General features: G+C 45.8%; 22 protein-coding genes. 12 read left to right on the forward strand and 10 right to left on the reverse strand.

What is annotated here, in order from left to right; all coding sequences use genetic code 11:
• The first annotated feature begins 32 nt into the window (after positions 1-32).
• From GVO60_RS03390 to GVO60_RS03405, 4 genes are all read left to right on the forward strand, one after another.
• Positions 33-1634, forward strand: a complete 1602-nt coding sequence (locus GVO60_RS03390; protein WP_159651181.1) for a BCCT family transporter — start codon at positions 33-35, stop codon at positions 1632-1634.
• A 93-nt stretch (positions 1635-1727) separates the two neighbouring features.
• Positions 1728-3464 (forward strand): hypothetical protein, encoded by a 1737-nt coding sequence (locus GVO60_RS03395; protein WP_159651182.1) that lies wholly within the window; start codon positions 1728-1730, stop codon positions 3462-3464.
• Positions 3461-4192: a DUF3726 domain-containing protein gene (locus GVO60_RS03400; protein ID WP_159651183.1), complete on the forward strand. Its 732-nt coding sequence runs from the start codon at positions 3461-3463 to the stop codon at positions 4190-4192. The genes GVO60_RS03395 and GVO60_RS03400 overlap by 4 nt, the downstream gene beginning before the upstream one ends.
• Positions 4193-4311: 119 nt before the next feature.
• Entirely contained in the window at positions 4312-4797 is a 486-nt protein-coding gene (locus GVO60_RS03405) for a PaaI family thioesterase (protein WP_159651184.1), read from the forward strand.
• 17 nt (positions 4798-4814) lie between these two features.
• On the opposite strand, the gene GVO60_RS03410 is transcribed toward GVO60_RS03405, so the two are convergent.
• Together GVO60_RS03410 and GVO60_RS03415 are read right to left on the reverse strand one after the other, a co-directional pair.
• Positions 4815-5042 (reverse strand): hypothetical protein, encoded by a 228-nt coding sequence (locus tag GVO60_RS03410; RefSeq protein WP_159651185.1) that lies wholly within the window; start codon positions 5040-5042, stop codon positions 4815-4817.
• A 105-nt stretch (positions 5043-5147) separates the two neighbouring features.
• Positions 5148-6035: a LysR family transcriptional regulator gene (locus GVO60_RS03415; RefSeq protein ID WP_159651186.1), complete on the reverse strand. Its 888-nt coding sequence runs from the start codon at positions 6033-6035 to the stop codon at positions 5148-5150.
• Positions 6036-6150: 115 nt separating this feature from the next.
• On the opposite strand from GVO60_RS03415, the gene GVO60_RS03420 reads away from it, so the two are divergent.
• Positions 6151-6855 carry an NAD(P)-dependent oxidoreductase gene (locus tag GVO60_RS03420; RefSeq protein WP_159651187.1) on the forward strand — a complete coding sequence of 235 codons (705 nt, stop codon included), beginning with the start codon at positions 6151-6153 and terminating at the stop codon, positions 6853-6855.
• A 94-nt stretch (positions 6856-6949) separates the two neighbouring features.
• Here GVO60_RS03420 and GVO60_RS03425 read toward each other — a convergent pair whose 3' ends face one another.
• A complete protein-coding gene (locus tag GVO60_RS03425) occupies positions 6950-7681 on the reverse strand; it encodes a methyltransferase domain-containing protein (protein ID WP_159651188.1) in 732 nt (243 codons plus the stop codon).
• A gap of 265 nt (positions 7682-7946) precedes the next feature.
• On the opposite strand from GVO60_RS03425, the gene GVO60_RS03430 reads away from it, so the two are divergent.
• Both GVO60_RS03430 and GVO60_RS03435 read left to right on the forward strand, forming a co-directional pair.
• Complete coding sequence (locus GVO60_RS03430) at positions 7947-9482, forward strand: methyl-accepting chemotaxis protein (RefSeq protein ID WP_159651189.1); 1536 nt, start codon at positions 7947-7949, stop codon at positions 9480-9482.
• Positions 9483-9505: 23 nt separating this feature from the next.
• Positions 9506-10234 carry a transporter substrate-binding domain-containing protein gene (locus GVO60_RS03435; protein WP_159651190.1) on the forward strand — a complete coding sequence of 243 codons (729 nt, stop codon included), beginning with the start codon at positions 9506-9508 and terminating at the stop codon, positions 10232-10234.
• Positions 10235-10311: 77 nt separating this feature from the next.
• On the opposite strand, the gene GVO60_RS03440 is transcribed toward GVO60_RS03435, so the two are convergent.
• Both GVO60_RS03440 and uraH read right to left on the reverse strand, forming a co-directional pair.
• Positions 10312-11655 carry an NCS2 family permease gene (locus tag GVO60_RS03440; protein ID WP_159651191.1) on the reverse strand — a complete coding sequence of 448 codons (1344 nt, stop codon included), beginning with the start codon at positions 11653-11655 and terminating at the stop codon, positions 10312-10314.
• 135 nt (positions 11656-11790) lie between these two features.
• On the reverse strand, positions 11791-12144 hold the full coding sequence (gene uraH / locus GVO60_RS03445; protein ID WP_159651192.1) for a hydroxyisourate hydrolase: 354 nt from the start codon (positions 12142-12144) through the stop codon (positions 11791-11793).
• A 346-nt stretch (positions 12145-12490) separates the two neighbouring features.
• On the opposite strand from uraH, the gene puuE reads away from it, so the two are divergent.
• The 5 genes from puuE (at position 12491) to GVO60_RS03470 (ending at position 16874) form a co-directional block, all read left to right on the forward strand.
• The gene (gene puuE / locus GVO60_RS03450) at positions 12491-13414 is read left to right on the forward strand and encodes an allantoinase PuuE (protein WP_159651193.1); all 924 of its coding nucleotides are present in this window, start codon (positions 12491-12493) and stop codon (positions 13412-13414) included.
• Between the two features lies 1 nt (position 13415).
• Complete coding sequence (gene uraD / locus GVO60_RS03455; protein WP_159651194.1) at positions 13416-13931, forward strand: 2-oxo-4-hydroxy-4-carboxy-5-ureidoimidazoline decarboxylase; 516 nt, start codon at positions 13416-13418, stop codon at positions 13929-13931.
• Positions 13932-14056: 125 nt separating this feature from the next.
• Complete coding sequence (gene alc, locus GVO60_RS03460) at positions 14057-15043, forward strand: allantoicase (RefSeq protein WP_159651195.1); 987 nt, start codon at positions 14057-14059, stop codon at positions 15041-15043.
• A gap of 14 nt (positions 15044-15057) precedes the next feature.
• A complete protein-coding gene (locus tag GVO60_RS03465; RefSeq protein WP_159651196.1) occupies positions 15058-15588 on the forward strand; it encodes an ureidoglycolate lyase in 531 nt (176 codons plus the stop codon).
• A 44-nt stretch (positions 15589-15632) separates the two neighbouring features.
• Positions 15633-16874 (forward strand): urate hydroxylase PuuD, encoded by a 1242-nt coding sequence (locus GVO60_RS03470; RefSeq protein ID WP_159651197.1) that lies wholly within the window; start codon positions 15633-15635, stop codon positions 16872-16874.
• A gap of 98 nt (positions 16875-16972) precedes the next feature.
• Here the strand turns inward: GVO60_RS03470 and GVO60_RS03475 are convergent, their stop codons facing one another.
• The 5 genes from GVO60_RS03475 to xdhA form a co-directional block, all read right to left on the reverse strand.
• On the reverse strand, positions 16973-17446 hold the full coding sequence (locus GVO60_RS03475; protein WP_159651198.1) for a GNAT family N-acetyltransferase: 474 nt from the start codon (positions 17444-17446) through the stop codon (positions 16973-16975).
• Positions 17447-17789: 343 nt separating this feature from the next.
• Positions 17790-19127, reverse strand: coding sequence for a guanine deaminase (guaD, locus tag GVO60_RS03480; protein ID WP_159651199.1), 1338 nt, complete (start codon positions 19125-19127; stop codon positions 17790-17792).
• A 40-nt stretch (positions 19128-19167) separates the two neighbouring features.
• A complete protein-coding gene (gene xdhC, locus GVO60_RS03485) occupies positions 19168-20019 on the reverse strand; it encodes a xanthine dehydrogenase accessory protein XdhC (protein WP_159651200.1) in 852 nt (283 codons plus the stop codon).
• A gap of 29 nt (positions 20020-20048) precedes the next feature.
• Positions 20049-22436, reverse strand: a complete 2388-nt coding sequence (xdhB, locus tag GVO60_RS03490; RefSeq protein WP_159651201.1) for a xanthine dehydrogenase molybdopterin binding subunit — start codon at positions 22434-22436, stop codon at positions 20049-20051.
• On the reverse strand, positions 22429-23874 hold the full coding sequence (gene xdhA / locus GVO60_RS03495) for a xanthine dehydrogenase small subunit (protein WP_159651202.1): 1446 nt from the start codon (positions 23872-23874) through the stop codon (positions 22429-22431). The genes xdhB and xdhA overlap by 8 nt, the downstream gene beginning before the upstream one ends.
• Positions 23875-24035 lie beyond the last annotated feature (161 nt).

Raw genomic sequence — 24035 nt, forward strand, 5'->3', positions numbered from 1 at the left:
TCGCTGCTGCAAAGAACCTCTGGAGTCAGAGTATGTCTGATCTAACCAATAGCATGAAAGCTTCAACGATGAATGTCTCATCAGAAAAGCATCAAACACAACAAAACGAAACCTCCCAAGCCGATACACAAGATAAACTCGGCTTAAGTAACCCAGCACTTTGGTACAGCGGCGGATTCATCGCTCTGTTTGTTGCTATCGCTCTTTATGACGGTGAGCTTCTATCTTCATTAGTGAATGCAGGCTTCGGCTGGTCGGTAGCGGTTTTCGGCCCTTATTGGCAAATACTCTTATTACTGACATTCCTTATTGGTCTTGGCCTCGCAGCTGGACGTACAGGTAAAGTGGTACTGGGAGGTATTCCCAAGCCAGAGATGGATGGCTTTCGCTGGATGGCGATTATCTTCTGTACGCTACTTGCGGGTGGCGGTGTGTTTTGGGCCGCTGCTGAACCGATTGCCCATTATGTTAGTCCGCCCCCCCTATATGGCGTGCAAGACAACCCTCAGCAGGGGGCTGTGAATGCTCTTTCGCAATCCTTTATGCACTGGGGCTTTTTAGCTTGGGCAATCGTAGGCAGCTTGACATCTATCGTAGTGATGCACCTGCATTATGACAAAGGCCTACCACTCAAACCGCGAATTTTGCTTTATCCAGTGTTGGGTGAGCGTGCACTCAAAGGCCATACAGGCGCCTTGATTGATGCTTGCTGTATTGTCGCAGTTGCGGCCGGAACCATTGGTCCTATTGGCTTTTTAGGTCTACAGGTTAGCTACGCGTTAAATGCTCTGTTTGATATTCCAGATGGCTTTACCACTCAGCTTATTATCATTCTTTTTGCTATCGCACTTTATACCTTATCAGCATTGAGTGGCTTGAACCGTGGTATGCAGATGCTAAGCCGCTATAACGTGATTCTTGCGGTGGCTCTGATGGTTTATATCCTGCTATTTGGTCCAACTAACTTTATCTTCAACGGCTACATTCAAGGCGTTGGCAGCATGCTAGACAACTTCATCCCTATGGCGACTTATCGTGGTGATGAGGGGTGGCTCAGCTGGTGGACAGTGTTCTTCTGGGGCTGGTTCTTGGGTTATGGACCAATGATGGCGATCTTTATTGCTCGAATCTCTCGTGGTCGCAGCATTCGCCAAATCATCACAACGATCAGCATTGTGGCACCACTGACAACGTGTTTCTGGTTTACGATTGTTGGCGGCTCGGGCCTTGCGTTTGAAATTGCCAACCCGGGCAGTGTGAGTACCGCATTTGAAGGGTTCAATTTACCTGGCGCACTGCTGGCGGTGACTCAGCAATTGCCATTCCCATTATTGATCTCGATTTTATTCTTGATTCTGACCACCATTTTCATTGTCACAACCGGTGACTCCATGACTTACACGATTAGTGTGGTTGTAAGTGGTGAAACGGAGCCTAATGCCATCATTCGTACCTTCTGGGGTGTTGCAATGGGTGTGACGGCATTAATCCTTATTTCGCTTGGTTCAGGTGGTATCTCTGCGCTGCAATCTTTCATTGTGATCACCGCAGTGCCTGTATCACTTATTCTTCTGCCTTCTCTTTGGAATGCGCCGCAAATCGCAATCAAGATGGCAAAAGAGCAGGGGTTATAGCCCTTTTAATCCAATAACTTAGAGCTTGCGGGAATTTCCCCTATACCCGCAAAGCTCTACCATTCTTACAATAAAAAATAGGTGGTGAGCAAAATGGATGCACATCGTTCTACTTACAAAGAAACCAAACTGCGCAATGCAGAGATCGTCATGGCACCCGAGAGGCTAGGCGCTATGCACCAAAATCGAATCAGTTTTGTACGCAGCTTGATTCGTAAAATGGCGCATCAACAATGGCAAGTATCAAAGCATGAGTGGCAACTGTGTACGCGTGGCTTTGGCCATGTTATCTACAAACTGGTAACCCCTGAGCACGTTTATCATTTAGTGGTATTTTGCGATGAGATTGCCGACCATGAGCGCAATGACCGCGTGATTGCCGAAAAGTGGGATGTAACTTTCGCTTTAGTGAAAGGGGACGTTGATGTGAACCTGCTAGAACGTTTAAGAGCCAATGTGCCATTACAAGAAGCAGGCAGAAACCCAAATAATGTTCTCGTGTTAGCCCGAGCAAATAAGAGTGTGCGTGTGTTCGAACATTTGGTGAGTGCACTTGCAAAAGGCCAGCAGCCAGATCCGAAAGAGCTCGCTGATGTGGGCTACATTCTGCGTACCACCGCGGTATATGGTAACGGTAAGTTTGGAATTGCTGATTTTAAATTGCTCGAAGATAACCCGGATTTCAACCAATCCTTTAGCGCTCAAATGTGCGCTGTGTATATGCTGCGCGAGTTTAGCCTAGATTGGGTACATTTTTTGGCAGAGCAGCAAGGTGGCGAGCAGGCTATTTCACTGCATCGCGGTTTGCAGCGTTACCTTGGGGTGGGCAATGCCACTGGCCTTGGAATGGCGCCATATTTGATTAATCACCCGTGTATTGTGGATCAGTGGATGACCTCGCGTGAAAAAGCGATTGGTCAAGTACTCGCAATGCCGTGTGATCTTCAGTATTACGATGGGTTACAAGGTCTGATAAACAAAGCGATCTGTCATTTAACTCAGGTTATTACTATCAATGAACATCAAGATCTATTGAATGATAAGGCGCTTGCTGAGCTGAAAACACTCAATGAAAACCTTTGGCTGATGATGACTCAGCATTCCAACTGGTCGAGCTTAATTGAACAAACCACAACAATGAGTTTGGAAGCCCAAGAAATCCTAACTTCGTGTTTGATTGAGTTATATCCAGAATTGGTTGATGAGTTTGAAAATCAGATGAACACAGAAGAAGCACTCTCGATTCCAGGCGGTAAAACGATTCAAGACTTGCTGAATGTGTTGGAAGAGAACTATCGCTGGGCAATTGATGCTGATTACTCACTGGCGGAAAACAATTATTGGTTCTGGTATCGCTCTCAAGATAAAGAAGAGCCGCGCCTTGGCGTTCGTGGTCAAGAGCAAGGGGAAGAGCGTGAATTACCACTCGATATTGGCCGCCAAGTGAATCGTCTTTATCATGCGATTTCGGCTTGCCCGGCGATCACTTCATTGGCGGAGTTTTTGCTTCAAAGCCCTCAATACCGAGCGATTACTCGTCGAGTATGGACATTGGGCCATCGTGAAATGGGTGATATTCAAATGAACGTACTACGAGAAGATGCGCTGCCAATGCACTTACTGCGCTGTAAGTTAGCTATTTTTGGCGCGACAAAGTTTGACCCTCGTTCAGATCGTTGGGTGCGTGTGACTTTCTTCCAAGGCGCGCCACTGCTTGATGAAATCAATGACGATAATTATATGGATACTTGGATATTCCCACTGATGCCAAACCAAGATGAAGTGGATCGGAGTGAGAATCAACCTATCGCTGGAGGGCAAACACTATGATCGTTTCTCACAATGAACTTGTTGCGGTAGTCAACAAAGCGTTTCTAGGTATGCGTCGCCATTGTGGTGAAGCGGATGTGATCGCCAACATGGTCGCGGATTTGCAGATGGTTGGGTTGAATGGTGTGCGCCATTTTAACAACGCCAGTTCATTCTTAAGCTTTGATTCCGATTGCGCGGTTTCCATTACCAACAGTACATCTACAAGCTTTGATGTGGAGTTACATAATGGCAGCGTCGCTTGTCATCTACCAGCAGTGCTCGATTTTGCGTTAGAAAAGATGGTCGGCAATAAGTCGATTACGATTCAATTAAAGCAGTGCCATAACCGTTGGCTGGCGTTTAGTGAGCTAGTCAGGTTGTCCGCAAAAGGCATAGCATGTCGAGCACAGTGGACTAACGGAACGAGCCCGAAGAGAACACTTTATGTGTTGAACCGTGGGTGCATCGCGCCAGAGGTTTTCTTCTCAGATCAAATAGAGGCCGATAACCCCGATTATCACAGCATGTTGATAGAGCTTTCCGTGAGCGATTTTGATATCAAAACCAGTTCTGACGGGTATGCAATTCATATTGATAGTGAGGAGCTAAGCCGCGCGCAAAAAACATCGTGGCAAGAGGGTATTTTTGTTGAAGACAACGAGTGGGAAGCGTTGAAAAGGAGCGCGACTGTATTCCTCGTTGAGAACAGCGAGCAGTCGGCCCAAGGTGCTGGAGAGCTGGCTTAGTTGACTACGATTTGTAAACAGAGGCTGCCATGTGCGGCCTCTTTTTATTTGAGAAAGCAACAGCATAGCGATAGAAGCCGACTATAGTCAGTAAAGGGACTCTGACTATAGGTGGTGTTATGCAGCAGCAAATCGCAATGCAAGATCTGATTCCAAATAACCATTGTTATGGCTGCGGAACGCAAAATGAACTGGGTTTACAGATAAAGAGTTATTGGCAGTCTGAGATGGAGGCTTACTGCGATTTTCAGCCCTCTCATCATCATTGTGCGGGCCCAACACATTTTCTCAATGGCGGAATTATTTCAACCATCATTGACTGTCATTGCGTCTGTATGGCGATTGCTAAAGGCTATCAAATGAAAGGGCAACCTGTGGGGCAAGGTGAGCCTGTCTGGTTCGCAACCGGGAATCTCAACCTATCTTTTCTTAAGCCTGTTCCAATCACATCTAACGTGAGTTTGAAAGCCAAGATCACAGAGGTGCATGAGAAGAAGATAGTCATCAGTTGCGAACTCTACTCCCAACAAGCTCTATGCTGCCAAGCAGAAGTGATCGCAGTGAAAGTACCCAATGAATGGTTTATTGGTGAGTCATCAAACTAGCTTGGGGGCGGTTATTATTAGGTCAGGTTATCATTGACGGTTTTCTTGCCACACTGCTCGCAAATACTATGGCGTGAAAAGTCATCCATGCTGGCTTCAAATGCTCCAACAGCTTCGCTCTTAATCAGACCGGTTAAGAAATCTCTCACTTTATTTTGCTGCGGCTCGTCGCGAACCAAAACAACGATATGAGTGGTTTCTGCGGTGCATTGAGAGCAATAGTGTGTTTCTTTTGTGGTTATCATAGGCATCCTGCTGATGTACTACTTTTATCACTAAACTAGCAAAACACAGGGTGCTTTGAAAATAAAAATGGGCAAGGTTTTGCTGAATTTTTTGTTATTAGCTCTCTAAATCGCCATATATTTAGCCAAAAAATCAAACACCAAACGGACTCGTTTGCTGGTGTGAAGTTCGCGGTGGCTTACGAGCCAAGCATCAATTTTGAAGGGCTCAAAGTGATCTTTAAATGCGATGCGTAAATCTGGATTTGCCTGCGCAATATGCTCGGGAAGCAGAATCAGTGAGCGTGTATATTTGGCTAACTGCCACTGTACCAATTGGTTATTACATACCATGGTGAATGGATTATGTTTGAGAAGCCAATGTGATCGCTTGAGGTGCTGCGTTAGATGGTCTCCGTAGTCAAAACCGATGATCTGTACGTCGGCGATATCATTTGGTGACTTATCTTCAAAGCTGTTTACCAAATCTTTATGTCCATAGAGATACACCGTCTCTTGGCCGATTTTTTTGGCAATCAGATCTAAGTCTGTAGGTCTTTGGTAGCGCATGGCGATGTCAGCTTCTCGACGTTTAAGATCACTCACTTGGTTGGAGACGATAAGCTCTATATCAATATTTGGCGCATACTCTTTAAGCTGATTAACAAGCGGTGGAAAGCGGAAAAAGGCATCGAGTTCAGTTAATGAAATACTCACTTTGCCTGCAATGGTTTCGTCTTGGCCGAGCGCAGTCAACAGGACTTGATTTGCAGACTCTGCCATTTGGCTCACATGTTGATAGAGCTTTTGACCGCTCTCTGTGAGGACGAGCTTTTTCCCCACCCGTTCAAAGAGAGTGAGTTTAAGCTCTTGCTCAAAGGCTGCAATTTGACGCCCTAAGGTTGGCTGACTCATATTCAAGGCTCTGCCAGCCGCAGAGAACGAACCCTCTTCGGCAACAACAAGGAAGGATCTTGCATGATTCCAATCAAATCGAATGTGTTTCCAATCCATGGCTTTTTCCAAATCCATTCAATAATGAATGATTGTTATACACATTTGGTGGATTTCCAAACGATTTTGTATTGTTACACTGTTCGTCAACATCACATATGAAAAGGATTTATCGATGAGAGTAGTGGTTTTGGGGGCTACGGGTGCGACAGGCAGATTGGCAGTGAAGCAGTTACTGGATGCAGGATGCGAAGTGATTGCACTGGTCAGAACTACAGATGTGTTGGCAGAGCACCACGGCTTAACGCAAATGACTAAAACTGCACTGACGATAGAAGAAGGCGAACTCAAATCGATACTGGCAAAGAGTGATGCCGCAATATGTTGCCTTGGCCATAATCTCACTTTGCAAGGTGTGTATGGTGCACCAAGAATGTTGGTTCGAGATAGTATAAAGCGTTTGGCCGACAGTATAACAACTGAACGTTCTAGACCGTTTAAGTTGGCGTTAATGAGCTCAACTGGCGTTCGTAACCGGGAAGCCGGAGAGAAAGTAACATCAAAAGAAAAAGCCGTTGTTTCTTTGCTTCGCTGGTTATTGCCACCACACCGAGATAACGAACAAGCAGCGAAACTTCTCCAGCGAATGGGAACGAAGAATAAGCCGTTAGAATGGGTAATTGTCCGCCCAGATACGTTATTGGATCAATCGGAAGTGAGTGAATATCAATGGCACCAGAGTCCAACGCGTAGCGCACTTTTTGATGCAGGTGAGACAAGCCGAGTTAATGTCGCAAATGCGTTATGCCGATTGGTCATGGAAGAAGACTTATGGCAGAAATGGCGAGGTCAAACGCCAGTGATTTACAATCAAGTCTAACGGAATGTCCAATCGTAGATTTATGATCAAGTGAGTAAAGCATCAAGTGCATGACAGAGTTACAGCGAATTACTCTGTCTGCCTATCAATGCGGTTATGATTTAATGCCTACTAGCATACCTACTCTTTGTTCTTTGATTCTGAGTAGCTTTCTTTTGAGCGGACTCAAATTACCAAAATCATAGCAATGAGTAGAAAACATCTGGTCGAAGCCCGCTTTCATCAATTGTTCTCGCCAGTAAAGCTCTGAATGAAAGGCAACCCCGACACCTGCGGTGTTAGCACCTAAACGTGATGTAAAAGGCTTAAGTAGCTTAGACGCAGTAAGGTGATAAATGCGCTCTCCAGGCTTATCACTGCACTCCATGCCTTCGTAAAAGTTCTCAAAGATAATGACTAAACCACCGGGAGCGAGCATCTTGTGTGCTTGTTTAAGGCTGTTAAGTTGAAGGTTACATGTTGATGCGTAATCTGAGCTAACGAAGTGGTGCAAAACCCAATTAAACTGAATGAGATCCAAATCGGATAAATCGTCCACATCTTGAAAAATGCCTTCTCTAAGTACTTTATTTTCGTGGGGGCGATTTTTCTGAAGTAAAGAAGGCTCAGGCTCGACAACGGTGACAGAACTGTTTGGGTATCGGCTTAACAGTTTGTCAGCGTATAAACCATTGCCGCCGCCCACATCCAAATAGCGGCTTACTTCAGGGGTGTTAAGGTGTCGATCCAGTGTTTCTGTCACTTGAACGAACATCTCTTTACTAATGTATTCTTCATCAAATGCTGCCGTTTGTTCTGCGTCGAGTAATCTGATTTCTTCTGACATATGGCCTCCTACCGTTTCTCAGAAGTTTGCAGGTTATGTGCCAGCTCCCTACCTTCTTATAACTATATGAAAAATAAGTCTTTAATTGATTTGCATGTCAAATCATTCGTAGGTTTTGCAAACTGAGAGTCATTTTGTTTGCTGATTTTAAGAACCAGAAATAAATTAATCTTTAGTGATTAACGTCTCATTAATGCCTTTTGTTGATTATTGATTAATCAATTACTACTTTTTTAGTAACAGCTGAAAATACTAGGGGCAAGTTTTGAAAAGGTTAAAAGTTGTATTTCTCGTACAGGTCATCATTGCTCTGACTCTAGTTTTGCTTGTGTCTGCATTTATCAAGTATCAGAACTTTAAAGAGAATCTTTATCAAGAACTGCAACATTCGGTTGAGAACACAACACAGCGAATGATGATCAGTTTGCCCAAATCTGTTTGGGATTTCGACTTGGATGCAGCGAAAGTATCGATTACGGCTGAGCTAAATCTAGCCGAAATTTCTGCCATTCAATTGATTGATAACGAGGGGAATGATCTGTTGTTCTTAACCCAGCAGCAGGCTAAAGATGGTCCCGAAACGATTGATGTAGAAGATCGAGATGCATTTCAGATAGAGAGCAGTCTTAGTGCCAATTTGATGTTTGTCGAATATGGTGAAGAGAATGATGTGGGTAAGGTTGTGGTTTATTTTGATACTCATGCCTTAGATACCAAACTCGCAGATTCTCTTAGAACCAACATTATTGAGTTGGTAGTACTGGATATCATTATTTCCATAGTGATCGTCTTAGCGCTTTCTATTACTGTGATTCGCCCCATTGCACAGTTGACCGAAGTTATAAAAGACTTGGCATCGGGAGATGGGGATTTAACCAATAAACTCGCGCCTGCGAGATATCGTGAGTTTGCTGAAATCACAGATGGTATAAACAGTTTTACCGAGTCTCTTCGCGTCATTGTTCAGGGCGTCAATGATTCTTCTGAATCCTTGGGAGAAAAAGCCCAAGCTAATGGGGCGACAGCGAAGATGAACGCTGAGAAATTAGAATCGCAAAAGCATCAATTAACCACGGTCGCTGCGGCAGCGACTGAGCTCAATCACTCAGTTTCAACTGTGGCCGATACGGCTTCTGAAACGGCCGAACAAGCGCATACCGCAACATCGCTTGCATCCAATGTGAACTCCGCAATCGAAAACTCTGCCAGTGACATTATTAACATGCGTGAAGAGATGAATCACGTAAATGCAGAAATGCACATATTGATAGATGAAGGCGAGAAGATCACGACCGTTCTCAACGTTATCAATGATATTTCCGAGCAAACCAATCTACTCGCTCTTAATGCTGCTATTGAAGCCGCGAGAGCGGGCGAACAAGGTCGTGGGTTTGCTGTTGTAGCTGATGAAGTGCGCAATCTTGCTGTTAAAACCAGTGAATCTACTGAGCAAATTCAAAAGAATATTTCTGCGCTGGGAGCCGCAACCAAATCGGTTGAGGATGAACTGACTCGAATTGCAACGCTCCTTGAGCAGACCGCTTCTAGAGTTAGTGAATCACAAAGCTCGGTTGGGGAGGTACAAAGCCTTATTTCTATCATCTCGGATCGAAGTGGCCAAATTTCACAAGCTACAGACGAGCAAAGAATGGCTGTTGAAGAGATCAGCCGAGCCATTGTAGAGGCATCAGAAGCGTCCAACGAAGTTTCTGAAGGGGCGACACAGAATGCAACACGAACGGAAGAAGTGCTTAGCTTAAGTCAGCAAATAGCGAACCATATGACCAAATTCCGTACTTAGGTAGATTAAACAGAGGACATGTTATGAGAAATATCCTATTAGTGGCGACCACAATGCTGCTTTCTTTTGTGGCTCATGCTGCGACCATAACGGCTGCACAAGACCCTTGGGCTCCTTTTGTTCAGAAAGATAAGGCAAACCCTGGAGTATCGGTTGAGATCATTACCGAAGCGTTCAAAACTCAAGGTCATACTGTCGATTTTAAAATTATGCCGTGGACCCGTGCACTAAATGAAGTAAAAAGCGGTAAGGTTGACGTGTTGGTGGCCACTTGGTTTACCAATGAGCGGACATCGTTTCTTAAGTACAGCGATCCCTATCTAGAAAACTCGCTTAAATTTATTAAACGTAAAGGCGATGGGTTTGAATACAATGGTATGGACAGTTTGTCAGGGAAAACGGTCGGTATTATCCGTAACTACGGGTATGGCGATGAGTTTTTAGCGGCGAAGAGCTTTAAGAAACCTGAAGCAAATGATCTGGTCGCAAATGCGAAAAAACTAATGGCAAAACGTATTGATCTGACGCTGGAAGATGAGTTAGTGGCGAAATCGACCTTGTCTGGTGCGGGAATGAATTTATCTGACTTTGAGTTCACCAGTAATGCGCTATCAGTCAACCCATTGCATGTCACAGTCGGTTTGGCAAACCCGAACCATATGCAGTATGTCGAGGCGTTTAACAAAGGTCTGGCTGAGATAAAATCGAATGGGACGTTTGACAGTATTTTAGCGAAATACGGCATTAAATGATGATTGTTGGATAAACAGTTTTTTCAGGCCTTGAGAGTACCTAGCCCAAAATAGGGCTAGGTACAGGTGGTTAGATGCTAAATATAAACAAGTTTGGCGACGAAAATGGCCGTTAAGATATACATTGAGATGGACACATCTTTGGTTTTTCCTGTCGCTACTTTCAATACTGTGTAAGTTATAAACCCTAGAGCAATACCGTTTGCGATAGAGAAGGTCAATGGCATCATCAGTGCCGTGATGGCGGCTGGAGCGCCGTTGGTGAAGTCTTTCCAATCGACGTGTTGCATGCTACTCATCATGACGAAAGCTACGTAGATCAATGCGCCCGCTGTCGCATAGGCGGGAATCATTCCTGCCAATGGCGAAAGGAAAATAGCGGCTAAGAATAGTGCTGCAACGACTATCGCCGATAGACCAGTCCGAGCACCGGCAGCCACACCTGCTGCACTCTCAACGTAGCTAGTTACGGGCGGACAACCCACACAAGCACCGGCAACACTTGAAATCGAATCTGCTTTTAACGCCTTGCTAAGCCCTTCAATTTTGCCTGTTTCTTTGTTAACTAAGTGTGCGCGCTCAGCAACGCCCATTAGCGTGCCAGCTGTATCGAACATGTTGACGAACAAGAACGCCAAAATAACGCTGACCATAGAGATGTTAAATGCGCCAGAGATATCCATTGCCATAAAGGTTGGCGCGATGCTTGGTGGAGCGGCAAAGAATCCATTGTATTGTACTAGCCCTAGCATCATACCGATGATAGTCACGCTTAAAATCCCAATCAGTACGGCACCAAATACTTTACGTTCACTTAAAGCCGCAATGATCAAAAAGGCCAACGCAGCAAGGATCGCATCAGGTTTAGTAAAGTCACCTAATGACACCAAAGTTGCTGGGTTTTCAACGACAATCCCGGCTGTTTTAAGACCGATAAGACCAAGGAACAAACCGACTCCAGCAGTCATAGAAAAGCGTAAACTGACGGGAATACTCTCAATAATCCATTGACGAATTTTATAGAAGCTCATGCCAACGAATAGGATACCAGAGAGGAAAACTGCGCCTAATGCCACTTCCCAGCTGTAACCCATCTCACTGACGACAGTGAAAGAGAAAAATGCGTTCAGTCCCATGCCCGGAGCCAAACCGACGGGCCAGTTTGCAAACAAGCCCATTAGCAAACAACCAATTGCGGCACCGATACATGTGGCAACGAATACGGCACCAGTATCCATACCTGATGCAGCCATGATCTGAGGGTTTACAAAAATGATGTACGCCATTGTGGCAAAAGTCGTGATCCCCCCGATCATTTCATTCTTTACGCTGGTTCCATGTGCTTTCAGTTTGAAAAAGCGCTCTAAAAAGCCGCCGGATTGGCTTTCGTTGTTCAGCACTTCTGCTTTGCTTTCATTCATGTCAGCAAGTCCTTTTGTTTTGATTTTCCTGAAATTGAATACTGCTTTCTGTGGTCGCTATAGTGCTTACCTTCAGACTCCAATTCTCCTGATTTCTGATGTTTGACGTTGTTAGATAAAAAGTTCTGTGTTGAATTAGCTGCCGCGATACGTTGAGAAACTGTAGGGGGAGACAAGCAGTGGTACATGGTAGTGTGATGTTTTTTCATTTAGACCAAAGCGGATCACGACGTCATCAAGAAACGGTATTTCATCGATCTCTACACCTTTATCGCGGTAGTAATTGGCGACGTGAAATACGAGTTGATACTTGCCTATGACAAAGTCTTCTCCTGCTAATACCGGTGCATCTGTGCGGCCGTCAGCGTTGGTCGTCAAGGCTTTCACTTTAGTTAGGACTTCGCCTTCTATACGAAACAGTTCAACCTGAATATTTGCACCTGGTATGCCGTGCATTGTATCCAATACATGTGTGGTGAGTTTTCCCATAGTCCTACTTCGCGCGACGCGCTCTCCTTAGCTTGAGTGAATTTAAATTGTATACAATGACGCATGGTGTTTGTTCTCTTTCATTATATATGTACACAAAATATTCAGATAGTAAAGCTCGTTGTTATAAAAATGTTAGTACATAAAGTCACCAAAGGTAATAAGTGTGAAGGCGATTATGCTCATATAATGATTATAATTTTGCTTAACCTATTGAATTCAATGTGCTTGTTGTAAGGAATTAACTTCAACAACAAAATCTTTACATTAAGATAATTTATTGTATACAATGAATGTATGGAATAAAAGGCATCCACAAAATGTTTTGCTTTAAGGAGAAGCCTGAATGGATAAGGATTATTCACGAGATCTGATTGGCTACGGGGCGAATCCTCCTGACCCTAAATGGCCTGGAGGAGCTCGTATTGCTGTGTCATTTGTATTGAACTATGAAGAGGGCGGTGAACGCTGTCTCTTACACGGTGATGATGAGTCAGAAGCATTTTTATCTGAGATTCCAGCTGCACAGCCGATTAAAGGTGAGCGTCACATTAGCATGGAATCTATTTATGAATATGGTAGTCGTGTAGGAGTTTGGCGCGTCTTAAAGCTGTTTGATGACTATGAAATTCCGTTGACGGTATTTGCTGTTGCAATGGCTATTGAGCGTCACCCTGACGTTGCGGAGGCGATGATACAAGCTGGGCACGAGATATGTAGCCATGGTTATCGCTGGATTGACTATCAGTACATGGATGAGTCGCAAGAACGTGACCACATGATGAAAGCGATTGATATCATCAAATCGATTACTGGTCAGCGGCCTCTGGGTTGGTACACAGGGCGGACTGGCCCAAACACTCGTCGTATTGTGGCTGAAGAAGGTGGGTTTCTCTATGACTCGGATGCCTATGACGATGACTTACCTTACTGGCACACTGAAACGGGTCAGCCACAATTAGTGATCCCATATACCTTGGATGTTAACGACATGCGTTTTGCCACGGTGCAGGGCTTCAATTCTGGTGAGCAGTTCTACCAATACCTAAAAGACACGTTCGATACCTTGTACCAAGAGGGGGAAACAGCACCCAAGATGATGTCCGTGGGTTTGCACTGTCGTTTGATTGGTCGTCCAGGACGAATTGCCTCACTGAAACGCTTTTTAGATTACGTAAAACAGCATGATGACGTGTGGCTATGTCGTCGTGTTGATATTGCTCGCCATTGGCATGAGCACCACCCATACGCACCATTAGAGGAGAGTTAATATGACCGAATTCCGTTTTTGTAAACCTTCAGAGATGGTGCGCGACGAATTTGTCTCTCATTTTGGTGATGTTTATGAACACAGCCCTTGGGTAGCAGAGTCCGTTTTTGAACAGGGGCTGAGCGAGCAAGATAATATGATTTCGAATCTGCATTTAAGGATGGCGGAAACGCTATTAGGAGCAGATAGAGAGAAACAACTCGCACTTATTAACGCTCACCCAGATCTAGCAGGGAGAGCAGCAATCAATGGTGAACTCACGGCGGCCTCGACCGCAGAGCAAGCTGGTGCAGGCATTGACCAGTGTAGCGCGACTGAGTTCGATAAATTCACAACGTACAACGACAGTTACAAAAGTCGCTTCAAATTTCCCTTCATCATGGCAGTGAAAGGGGCCAATCGTTACCAAATTCTTGAGTCGTTCGAGAAGCGATTAGGCAATGATAGTGAAACTGAGTTTGCTACTGCGATTCAGGAGATTAATAAAATCGCTCTGTTTCGCCTACGAGATATGTAAGTCACACAGAGGTCGACTATCTCGCTTTAATACCGATAGGTATTTGCCCGACATAAAGGGTATAGCGCTCTGAAAAGAGCATAACTCATTAACCCTATTTTTGAATAATTGGAAGGATAAAGGACATGTCCTTAGATTTTGAACAATACACGAACCTGGCTGACGACAAACTTGGTGCAGAAGCGATTTTTGCCACTGATGATTTTTTTGCAGATAAAAGCCGCTTACTTCGCCGTGAAGCCCCGGAGTGGAAAGCTGACTTATATGATGACCATGGCAAGTGGATGGACGGATGGGAAAGCCGCCGTAAACGTGGTGAAGGCTACGACTATTGTGTCATTCGATTAGGTCTTGCTGGCACGATTGCTGGTGTTGATATTGATACTTCATTTTTTACGGGTAACTTTCCACCATCAGCGTCAATCGATGCATGTTATTCACCAGATGGTGACCCAACGGATGCGACAGTGTGGCAAGAGATCCTGCCATCAATGAGTCTTCAAGGTGATCATCATCATCTAGAAGAAATTGCGAGCGAAGAAGTATTCACTCACCTACGTCTAAACATCTATCCAGATGGTGGCGTGGCTCGTTTACGTGTTTATGGTCGTCCTAGTGTGGATTGGGATCGTATAGCACCTCAACAACAAGTTGATCTTGCGTCCGTTGAAAATGGCGGTCGAGCACTGGCGTGTAGTGATGAGCATTATGGACGCAAAGCCAACATTCTTGGGCCGGGGCGTGGTGAGAACATGGGTGATGGTTGGGAAACCGCACGTCGCCGTACTCCTGGTAATGACTGGGTGATTGTTGCTCTGGGTCATGCCGGTAATGTAGAGCGTGTTGTGGTTGATACCGCGCATTTTAAGGGGAATTTTCCAGATAGCTGCTCGATTCAAGCGGCCTACGTAAAAGGTGGCACAGATGATCAAGTGGCGACTCAAAGCCTATTTTGGCGTGAGTTACTTCCCGCGCAAAAGCTCAAGGCGCACGATATTCATGAGTTCAGCTCAGAAGTGAATGACTTGGGTGCAATCACGCATGTACGCCTAAACATTTTCCCCGATGGCGGAATTAGCCGTTTGCGTTTGTTTGGCACAAAAGCGAAATAAGCGAGGAAGTGACTATGAGCAATGGACCTCGTCGTTTAATGATCGAGCCGTTAACTAAGCAAGCCTTTGCGGAGTTTGGTGAAGTGATTGAAGTGGATAATAGCGATTACTTCATGATCAACAACGGTTCGACTCGTCGTTATCACCGATTGGCTACGACGGATGTACAAGATCAAAGTGGTGAAGCCATTATCAGTATCTTTCAGGCGACACCGCTTAGCTACCCATTAACGATAAAAATGTTAGAGCGTCATCCATTGGGATCGCAAGCATTTGTTCCCTTGCTTGGTCAACCTTATCTCATTGTTGTTGCCGCGAAAGGTGACGCCCCATCATTGTCAGAATGCCGTGCTTTTTTTAGTAATGGACGTCAAGGCGTGAATTACCACAAAGGTGTTTGGCATCACCCTGTTCTTGCCCTAACTGAGCAAGATCAATTCCTTATCGTTGATAGAGGCGGAGAAGGGCATAACTGTGATGAGGTGTTCTTTGAGCAAGAGTTGGTTTCTCTTCACCTAGAAGATTTACCAACGCACACTGGATAGGAAACAACGCAGTCTAGAAAGAATGCTGTAAGAAGGAATTTATTATGGATCCACATATCACGGAGTGGTTGAATCTAGCGATTCGCTGGGTTCACATGATAGTTGGCATTGCATGGATTGGTGCATCATTTTACTTTGTTTGGTTAGAGAACAACTTAAATCGCGTCAACCCAAAAACAGGATTATCAGGAGATCTATGGGCGATTCACGGTGGTGGTATTTATCACCTAGAGAAGTACAAACTTGCGCCACCAGAGATGCCAGAGCACCTACATTGGTTTAAGTGGGAAGCGTACTTTACGTGGATAACAGGTGTGCTACTACTGGGTGTTGTTTACTATCTTAACGCCGAGATCTACTTGATTGCTCCGGGTTCTGGTATGGAGCCGAGTACTGCGATTGCCATTGGTATTGGCGCCTTGGTTGCAGGTTGGTTTATCTACGACCTACTGTGTGAATCGCCATTAGGTAAAACGCCAATGCTGCTAGGGACGGTGCTGTTCGTGCTGCTAGTAGGCGCAACGTATGGCCTATCTCAAGTATTCAGTGGCCGTGGTGCATACATTCATGTTGGGGCCACTATCGGCACTATCATGGTGGGTAATGTATTCCGCGTGATTATGCCAGCGCAGCGTAACCTCGTGAGTGCGATTGAAGAGAATCGAGAACCTGATCCCGCGTTACCAGCGAAAGGTTTGTTGCGATCTCGTCACAACAACTACCTTACGTTACCCGTGCTGTTCATTATGATCAGTAATCACTTTCCGAGTACGTATGGTTCAGAGTACAACTGGGCGATTCTTGCTGGCCTTGCCATCTTTAGTATCTTGGTTCGCCATTACTTTAATACTCGTCATGGTAGCCAAAAGTTTGCTTGGACTGTTCCTGTGGCAGCGCTTGGTATGATCACGCTTGCGTTTGTGACTTCACCGTATGCCAACAGACCAGCCGCTCCACTAGCGAAAGCGCCAGTCGCGGTTGAAGCACCTGCGGAAACAGCGACAGAAACCACTCCTGCGGATAATGGAGTGAACTTTGCAATCATTAATCAGGTGATTCAGGAGCGCTGCTCAGTGTGCCATGCAGCAACGCCAACTCATGATGCTTTTGCAGCAGCACCAGCAGGTGTCATTTTGGACACGCCTCAGGAGATTCAAGCCAATAGCCCTAGAATAGCTCAGACGGTAACGACTAAATACATGCCGTTAGGCAACATGACCCAAATGACCGAAGACGAGCGAGAGCTTATCGGCAATTGGGTTGAGCAAGGGGCGGCGATCAACTAATCGCCAACAACCAAATCCCGCTTATCGGATGCTAAGTCCGGTAAGTGAGATCCCCGGCACCTGTTCCGGGTTTTTTATGCCCCCAGTAAATCTGGATTTTAAGCGAGGGCGTCGTGGGTGAAGCGCTGTCTTGTCACTGTCCCCCACTTATGATCATGATAAATATCTTCGACAAATTGATCGGCGGTGTAATCACTGACCACATCACGCCAAAAATGCACCGCATGGTTAGCGCCTGCGACTTGCTTTATCTCCCACGTGCCACGTAAATGCTCAAACAGTTGCGAGATAAACTTCTTACCAACTTTGTTTTTGCGAAAGTAGGGCAGTACGTAGAAATCGCAGATCTCATATTCATTGACCGATTTTTCTTCGATGGCAGTGAGAGCTGCTGGAACGCTTTCCAAGTACAAAAGGTAACCTGTGACATTGGCTTCTATTTTCGGATAGATCTCAAACAGGCCATCTTGGTTTGGCTTGTCATCAATCATTTTCGAAAACTCAGCGGCATAGCCTTGGTACAAATTGGCGTAAACATGATGGTTATTGGCGTCAACTTTTACGATGTTCATTCGCTGCTCTCTATACAGTCTTGATAAGTCATGTTCTTCATCGGCAACAGTCGCCATTATTCAAAGGCGTGCCTGAGAAGAGTAATTATGCTCAAGCAAGGGCGTTGCGATGGCGGAATAGTAGAAGAACACGCCGGCTTGATATAGAGCCCTTTTATTAAATCACTTTTGCAGATTCGTAATAATCGAAAGGGATTGGTTTAACGTGCGTTTGACGAGCCTGTGTCAGGCCGTTGGTGTTACTTGGGCTGATATAGAAAAGCCTAACTGGGAGAAGTTAGGCTTTGTGCTTATGAAAGCAGCAAGGGATTCAGAAGCGTGTTACTAGGAAGGGAATGTTTGATTAACCAACGAACTTTTTCTCGTCGATGTTACCTTGCGCATCGTAGGCTTTTTCGCCATAGATGAACGTCTTACACACTGTGCGGTCATCACCCAAGCTCATTAAAACAAACAGTTTTTCTTCAAGCGTAGTTGCTTGTTTCATTCTAAAGCGCATCAGTTGGGTAGCGTGCAAATCGAGCACGACAAAATCGGCTTCTTTACCCACTTCTAAGTTACCAATTTTATCTTCTAGATGTAGAGAGCGAGCACCGCCAAGTGTTGCTAAGAAGAGGGATTTAAGAGGGTGGAGCTTTTCTTGCTGAAGCTGCATGATTTTATACGCTTCACTCATGGTCTGTAGTATCGAGAAACTGGTCCCTGCACCTACATCAGTACCCATTCCGATTCTGACACCATACTCTTCAAGCTTAGGAAGTTTGAATAGGCCAGAGCCTAAAAAGAGGTTTGAAGTTGGACAGAAGGCGATAGCAGATTCGGTATCGGCCAAGCGCTGACACTCGCAATCAGACAGGTGAATACCGTGAGCAAAGACAGAACGTTTGTGCAGTAAGCCGTAGTGGTCATAGACATCAAGGTAAGAGTCGCGCTCCGGGAATAGGTCGAGCACCCATTCAATCTCTTTCTTGTTTTCAGATAAATGCGTGTGCATGTAAACATCTGGGTACTCTTCCAGCAGCTTACCGACTGTCGCGAGCTGTTCTGGAGTACTGGTTGGGGCAAAGCGTGGTGTCACCGCGTAGAGCAGACGGCCTCGATTGTGCCATCGCTCTATGAGCTCTTTCGAGGCTTGGTAGCCAGATTCAGGAGTGTCTGTTAGGTAGTCTGGCGCATTGCGGTCCATCAAGACTTTACCTGCGATCATACGTAAGTTACGGCGCTCTGCCTCGCCAAAGAAAACATCCACAGACTCTTTATGTACCGTACCAAAAACCAGCGCCGTGGTGGTGCCGTTACTGGCCAACTCATCAAAGAAAAGCCGTGCGACTTTTAAGGCGTAAATCGGATTTTTAAAGCGTCGCTCTTCTGGGAAAGTATAGTTTTCTAGCCAATCGAGAAGCTGCTCTCCATACGAGGCAATCATACCGGTTTGAGGGTAGTGGATATGGGTATCGATAAAGCCTGAGGTGATGAGTTTGTCTTCGTATTCGGTAATCTTAAGGTCGTTTGGCTGGCGAGCGATGACGGTTTCTGTCTCACCGATATCGATAATATGCCCATCTTCGACGACGATCATTCCGTCACCAAAGAATTGATAAGAATTCTCTAGTCCGACATCTTTCGGATCAGCGATGCTGTGCAAAATAGCTGCACGATAAGCGTTACGTTGCGTTGTCATTGTTACTTCCTTTTTAAACCCAAATTTACCGCTGCTTGGGTTAGGCGATTTTTTCTTCCAATGGGGAATCGCTCTGTTGGTTACTTTTACTGTGTGCCGTAGGGCGTTTTTGTTCAAGGGGGATGCCCTGATAGTGTGCGATTAGTTCACCTGCTACGGAGACCGCGATTTCTGCGGGGTGTTTTCCATTCACCATGCTGACACCAATCGGGCAAATCATAGTGTCGATTTGTGCATCGCTGTAACCACGCTGCGCTAAACGCATATCGAACTTCTTACGCTTGGTTAGCGACCCAATCATGCCGAAATAGACACTGTCATCACGGTCAATAATGGCGCGTGCTAAATCAAAATCGAGCTGGTGGTTGTGAGTCATCACTAAGTAGTAGCTGTTTGGCGGCAGGTCACGAACTTCGCCCACCGGATCGTCGGTCACTAACTTCGTCACATTACGTGGCAGATCTTCAGGGAAAACGTCATCTCGTTCATCAATCCAAGTGACTCGGAAAGGAAGAGTGGAGACGATATGCAAAAGGGCTTTGGCAACATGACCAGCACCGAACACAACCAGATGCTTTTGAGCGGTGCCAATCGGTTCAAAGCTCAGTGTTGCCATTCCGCCGCAACACTGCCCCAAACGAGCACCAAGATTAAAGCGTTCGACTTTGAGGGAGCGTTCACCCGCAATGAGCATTTCACGCGCCATTTTGGTCGCTACGTGCTCTAGATGACCACCGCCAATGGTGGCAATCAAGCGATCACGGGTCACGAGCATTTTGGTTCCGGCATCCCTTGGCACAGAGCCACGGTCTTCCAATACCGTTACCATCACACACGGTTCGCTGTTTTTTTCTAGTTGTGCCAGTTCATGAATCCAATTGTCCTTAAACATACGTCTCTCCTTGAACGGTTGAGCCTTGGTTATGCTTCCTGAGTGCTTTGCTGTGAGGTCTTCTTCGGCTGCGTCACCTTAGCAATCGCCATCAGAACGCGCTCTGGTGTTGCTGGCGTATCCAGTTTTGGAATTGCTCCATCGACAGCGACAGATGCGATAGCATCTCTTAGTGCACTCCATACGGACATGCCGAGCATAAATGGCGGCTCGCCCACAGCTTTCGAGTTGAATACGGTATCTTCAGGGTTGGCTCTGTTTTCCAGTAGATGGGTATGGAACTCAATCGGCATATCCGCAATTGCTGGAATCTTGTAACTTGCGGGGCCGTTAGTCATCAAACGGCCTTGCTCGTTCCAGACCAGCTCTTCAGTTGTTAGCCAGCCAACACCTTGCAAGAAGCCGCCTTCAATCTGGCCGATATCAATAGCTGGGTTGAGCGAAGCGCCTACATCGTGAAGGATGTCTGCACGAAGGATCTTGTACTCACCGGTTAGCGTATCAATGATAACTTCTGAACAAGAGGCACCGTAGGCGTAGTAGTAGAACGGACGACCGCGTGCTTTCTCATGGTCGTAGTAGATCTTCGGTGTGCGGTAGAAGCCAGTGCTTGATAGCGATACTTGGTTGAAGTATGCAAGTTGAACAAAGGATTCAAAAGTCATGATCTCGTCGCGGATCATTATCATGCCGTTTTTGAATATCACCTCTTCCGGTGACACCTTGAAGTGATTGGATGCAAAATCAATCAGACGTTGTTTGATCGTCAGAGCGGCGTTTTGGGCTGCTTTGCCATTGAGGTCGGCGCCCGATGAGGCCGCGGTTGGCGATGTGTTCGGTACTTTGTCGGTATTGGTAGCGGTGATTTGGATACGTTCAACATCAACTTGGAACTCCTGTGCAACGATTTGTGCCACTTTGATATTCAAGCCTTGTCCCATTTCCGTGCCACCGTGATTCAAATGAATACTGCCATCGGTGTAGATGTGGATTAGAGCACCTGCTTGGTTTAGGAAAGTCGCCGTGAATGAAATACCAAATTTCACCGGAGTAATTGCCAAACCTTTTTTCAAGATAGGGCTTTGCTTGTTGAACTCAGCAATGGCTTTACGACGAGCGTGGTAGTCACTGCTTTGCTCAAGTTGTTCGGTGATCTCTGGTAAGAAGTTATCTTCAACCGTCTGGTAGTAGTGAGTGACGTTACGTCCTTCACCACCGTAGTAATTCGCTTTGCGTACTTCGAGTGGATCTTTACCCAGATAGAGTGCGATCTCGTCCATGATGTGTTCAATCGTCATCATGCCTTGCGGGCCACCAAAACCACGATAAGCGGTGTTTGATGCGATATTAGTTTTACAACGGTGACCAGTGACTGTCGCATCACCTAGGTAGTAGGCGTTGTCTGAGTGGAACATCGCACGGTCTACAATCGAGCTTGATAAGTCTGGTGAGTAACCACAGTTGCCAGCCACGATGATTTCTGATCCTTGAATCACGCCATCGTCATCAAAACCAATTTTGTATTGGTTGTAGAATGGGTGGCGCTTACCCGTCATGGTCATATCTTCTGCGCGTGGCAGGCGCATTTTTGTCGGACGTTTAGTTAGGTGAGCAATCACGGCTGCCATACACGCTGGTGCTGCGGCTTGGGTCTCTTTACCCCCAAAACCACCACCCATCCGGCGCATATCAATCACCACTTTGTGCATTGGTACGCCTAGCACTTCAGCAACCAGCTTTTGCACTTCAGTTGGATTTTGCGTAGAGGTGTAAACGATCATGCCGCCATCTTCGGTTGGCATGACACTACTGACTTGCGTTTCAAGGTAGAAGTGCTCTTGACCACCAATATCAATATCGCCTTCAATCACGTGTTTTGCGTTGGCAATGGCTGTTGCTGAGTCGCCACGTTTTTGCTGGTGGCTTTCTGTTACGAACAGCTCTTTTTCCAGTGCTTCTTTGACATCGAGAACGGGTGGCAACGCTTCGTATTCGACGATAGCCGCTTGAGCGGCTTTACGTGCTGTTTCCATGTCGTTCGCGGCAACCGCAATGATTGGCTGGCCATAGTATTGAACTAGGCCGCCTGCAAGTAGAGGATCGCCAGGTAGGATGGCACCGATATCGAGTTGTCCCGGTACGTCTTCATGGGTAATCGCAATGGCGACACCCTCAAACTCGTAACATGGTGATACATCAAGCTTGGTAATTTTTGCGTGCGCTTGGGTACTTAAACGAGCGTATACGTGGAGCTGATTTGGGAACTCTAAACGATCATCAATATAAACCGCTTCACCAGTAACCTGTTTTGGGGCGCTGTCGTGTTTTACGCTTTTACCAACGCCAGTTTTCAGATCCTGCTTTACGATGGCGACCATCTCATCATGAGAGAGAGTCGGCTGGTGTGCGTTAGACATAAGACGTTACCCTTGTTTCAATCTGGTTATTCTGATGGTTCTGTTCGATGTAGAAGCGGCGCAGCATGTTGGCTGCGGTCATTGAACGGTACTCTTTGCTGGCACGGAAATCGGACAACGGCTCAAAGTCGTTGTGGATTTCTTGCATTGCTTCATTGACGTTCGCTTCCGTCCATTCCTTACCAAGCAAAACGTTTTCACAGCGCGTGGCACGTTTTGGTGTCGCGGCCATACCACCGAAGGCAATGCGCGCATTTACTACCTTGTTGTCTTCAATTTGGATGTTGAATGCGCCACAAACCGCAGAGATGTCATCGTCCAAACGCTTAGAAAGTTTGTAAGCGCGGAACGTCTCATTTGATTTCGGTTTAGGAATAATGACTTGCTCGATAAACTCACTCTCTTGCTGAGCCGTGACTTTGTAGCTAATGAAGTAATCTTCGATTGGCATAACACGTGATTGCTTACCACGACGAAGTTTTACTTGGGCGTTGAGAGCGATCAGAAGTGGAGGCGCATCACCGATTGGCGAAGCGTTACCAATGTTGCCACCTAGTGTGCCTTGGTTACGCACTTGCAGAGAGGCAAAGCGGTGCAGCAACTCACCAAAATCGGCGTAGTGACTAGTAAGAAGCTTGTACGCATCACTGATGGCAACGTTAGCGCCGATATGCAGCGCGTCCTCACTCTCTTCACACACTTTCATGTCTTCAACTTGAGTGACGTTGATTAGTGTTTCGATTTCACGGTGGAACTGAGTCACCTCAAGGGCCAAATCGGTACCGCCAGCCACTAGTTTGGCGTTAGGGTGTGAAGAGTAAAGATCAGCCAGCTCGTTAACGCTACGAGGAAGGTACGCGGTTAAGTTGCCATGGCTCAGGCTTGCTGGCTGTTCTTGTAGGGTTTGTAGTCTTGCGATGGTGGTCTTCTCTAGTTCTACGAATTGATCCATTAATGGCTCGTCAGACGCTAGAGATAACGCTGCATCCACAATTGGGCGATAACCAGTACAACGACATAAGTTACCCGCTAATGATTCCATTACATCTTCTTTGTTCGCTGCTGGTTTATTCTTGCTTAGGGCGAACATCGACATAATGAAGCCCGGCGTACAGTAACCACACTGTGAACCATGGAAATCAACCATAGCTTGCTGAGTCGGGTGCAGTTTATTTTTGTTTTGAAGATCTTCCACAGTAATCAATTGCTTACCGTGTAGGCTTGAGACGAACGTCAAACAAGAGTTGACTGAACGGTACTGAAGCTGACCGTCGATTACTTCACCTAGTACGACTGTACAGGCACCACAGTCACCTGAACCACAACCTTCTTTGGTACCTGTTTTTTGTACTTCTGTTCTCAGGTACTGAAGGACCGTCATATTTGGCGACAGCTCACTTTCTTGTCTGAGTTCTTGATTGAGTAGGAAAGTAATCAAGAGACCTCCTTGTGTATTGACACTTTTGTTTCGTAATTATTTTCTGACCTTTAGGTCAATAATTGGTTAAATTGACCACAAGGTCAACTTTAAATTTACAAAAATGCAACATTAAAAGTATGGTTTATTAGAAAGTAAAATGAGAAATATAATCTTAACTA

This window comes from Vibrio atypicus (genome assembly GCF_009811315.1).
In the GTDB taxonomy this organism is placed as follows: domain Bacteria; phylum Pseudomonadota; class Gammaproteobacteria; order Enterobacterales; family Vibrionaceae; genus Vibrio; species Vibrio atypicus.

Excerpts from the sequence above, each read along its gene's own strand:
- GVO60_RS03390 (WP_159651181.1), top strand. The coding sequence starts at position 33 with ATGTCTGATCTAACCAATAGCATGAAAGCTTCAACGATGAATGTCTCA.
- GVO60_RS03395 (WP_159651182.1), top strand. The coding sequence starts at position 1,728 with ATGGATGCACATCGTTCTACTTACAAAGAAACCAAACTGCGCAATGCA.
- GVO60_RS03400 (WP_159651183.1), top strand. The coding sequence starts at position 3,461 with ATGATCGTTTCTCACAATGAACTTGTTGCGGTAGTCAACAAAGCGTTT.
- GVO60_RS03405 (WP_159651184.1), top strand. The coding sequence starts at position 4,312 with ATGCAGCAGCAAATCGCAATGCAAGATCTGATTCCAAATAACCATTGT.
- GVO60_RS03410 (WP_159651185.1), bottom strand. The coding sequence starts at position 5,042 with ATGATAACCACAAAAGAAACACACTATTGCTCTCAATGCACCGCAGAA.
- GVO60_RS03415 (WP_159651186.1), bottom strand. The coding sequence starts at position 6,035 with ATGGATTGGAAACACATTCGATTTGATTGGAATCATGCAAGATCCTTC.
- GVO60_RS03420 (WP_159651187.1), top strand. The coding sequence starts at position 6,151 with ATGAGAGTAGTGGTTTTGGGGGCTACGGGTGCGACAGGCAGATTGGCA.
- GVO60_RS03425 (WP_159651188.1), bottom strand. The coding sequence starts at position 7,681 with ATGTCAGAAGAAATCAGATTACTCGACGCAGAACAAACGGCAGCATTT.
- GVO60_RS03435 (WP_159651190.1), top strand. The coding sequence starts at position 9,506 with ATGAGAAATATCCTATTAGTGGCGACCACAATGCTGCTTTCTTTTGTG.
- GVO60_RS03440 (WP_159651191.1), bottom strand. The coding sequence starts at position 11,655 with ATGAATGAAAGCAAAGCAGAAGTGCTGAACAACGAAAGCCAATCCGGC.
- uraH (WP_159651192.1), bottom strand. The coding sequence starts at position 12,144 with ATGGGAAAACTCACCACACATGTATTGGATACAATGCACGGCATACCA.
- puuE (WP_159651193.1), top strand. The coding sequence starts at position 12,491 with ATGGATAAGGATTATTCACGAGATCTGATTGGCTACGGGGCGAATCCT.
- uraD (WP_159651194.1), top strand. The coding sequence starts at position 13,416 with ATGACCGAATTCCGTTTTTGTAAACCTTCAGAGATGGTGCGCGACGAA.
- alc (WP_159651195.1), top strand. The coding sequence starts at position 14,057 with ATGTCCTTAGATTTTGAACAATACACGAACCTGGCTGACGACAAACTT.
- GVO60_RS03465 (WP_159651196.1), top strand. The coding sequence starts at position 15,058 with ATGAGCAATGGACCTCGTCGTTTAATGATCGAGCCGTTAACTAAGCAA.
- GVO60_RS03470 (WP_159651197.1), top strand. The coding sequence starts at position 15,633 with ATGGATCCACATATCACGGAGTGGTTGAATCTAGCGATTCGCTGGGTT.
- GVO60_RS03475 (WP_159651198.1), bottom strand. The coding sequence starts at position 17,446 with ATGAACATCGTAAAAGTTGACGCCAATAACCATCATGTTTACGCCAAT.
- guaD (WP_159651199.1), bottom strand. The coding sequence starts at position 19,127 with ATGACAACGCAACGTAACGCTTATCGTGCAGCTATTTTGCACAGCATC.
- xdhC (WP_159651200.1), bottom strand. The coding sequence starts at position 20,019 with ATGTTTAAGGACAATTGGATTCATGAACTGGCACAACTAGAAAAAAAC.
- xdhB (WP_159651201.1), bottom strand. The coding sequence starts at position 22,436 with ATGTCTAACGCACACCAGCCGACTCTCTCTCATGATGAGATGGTCGCC.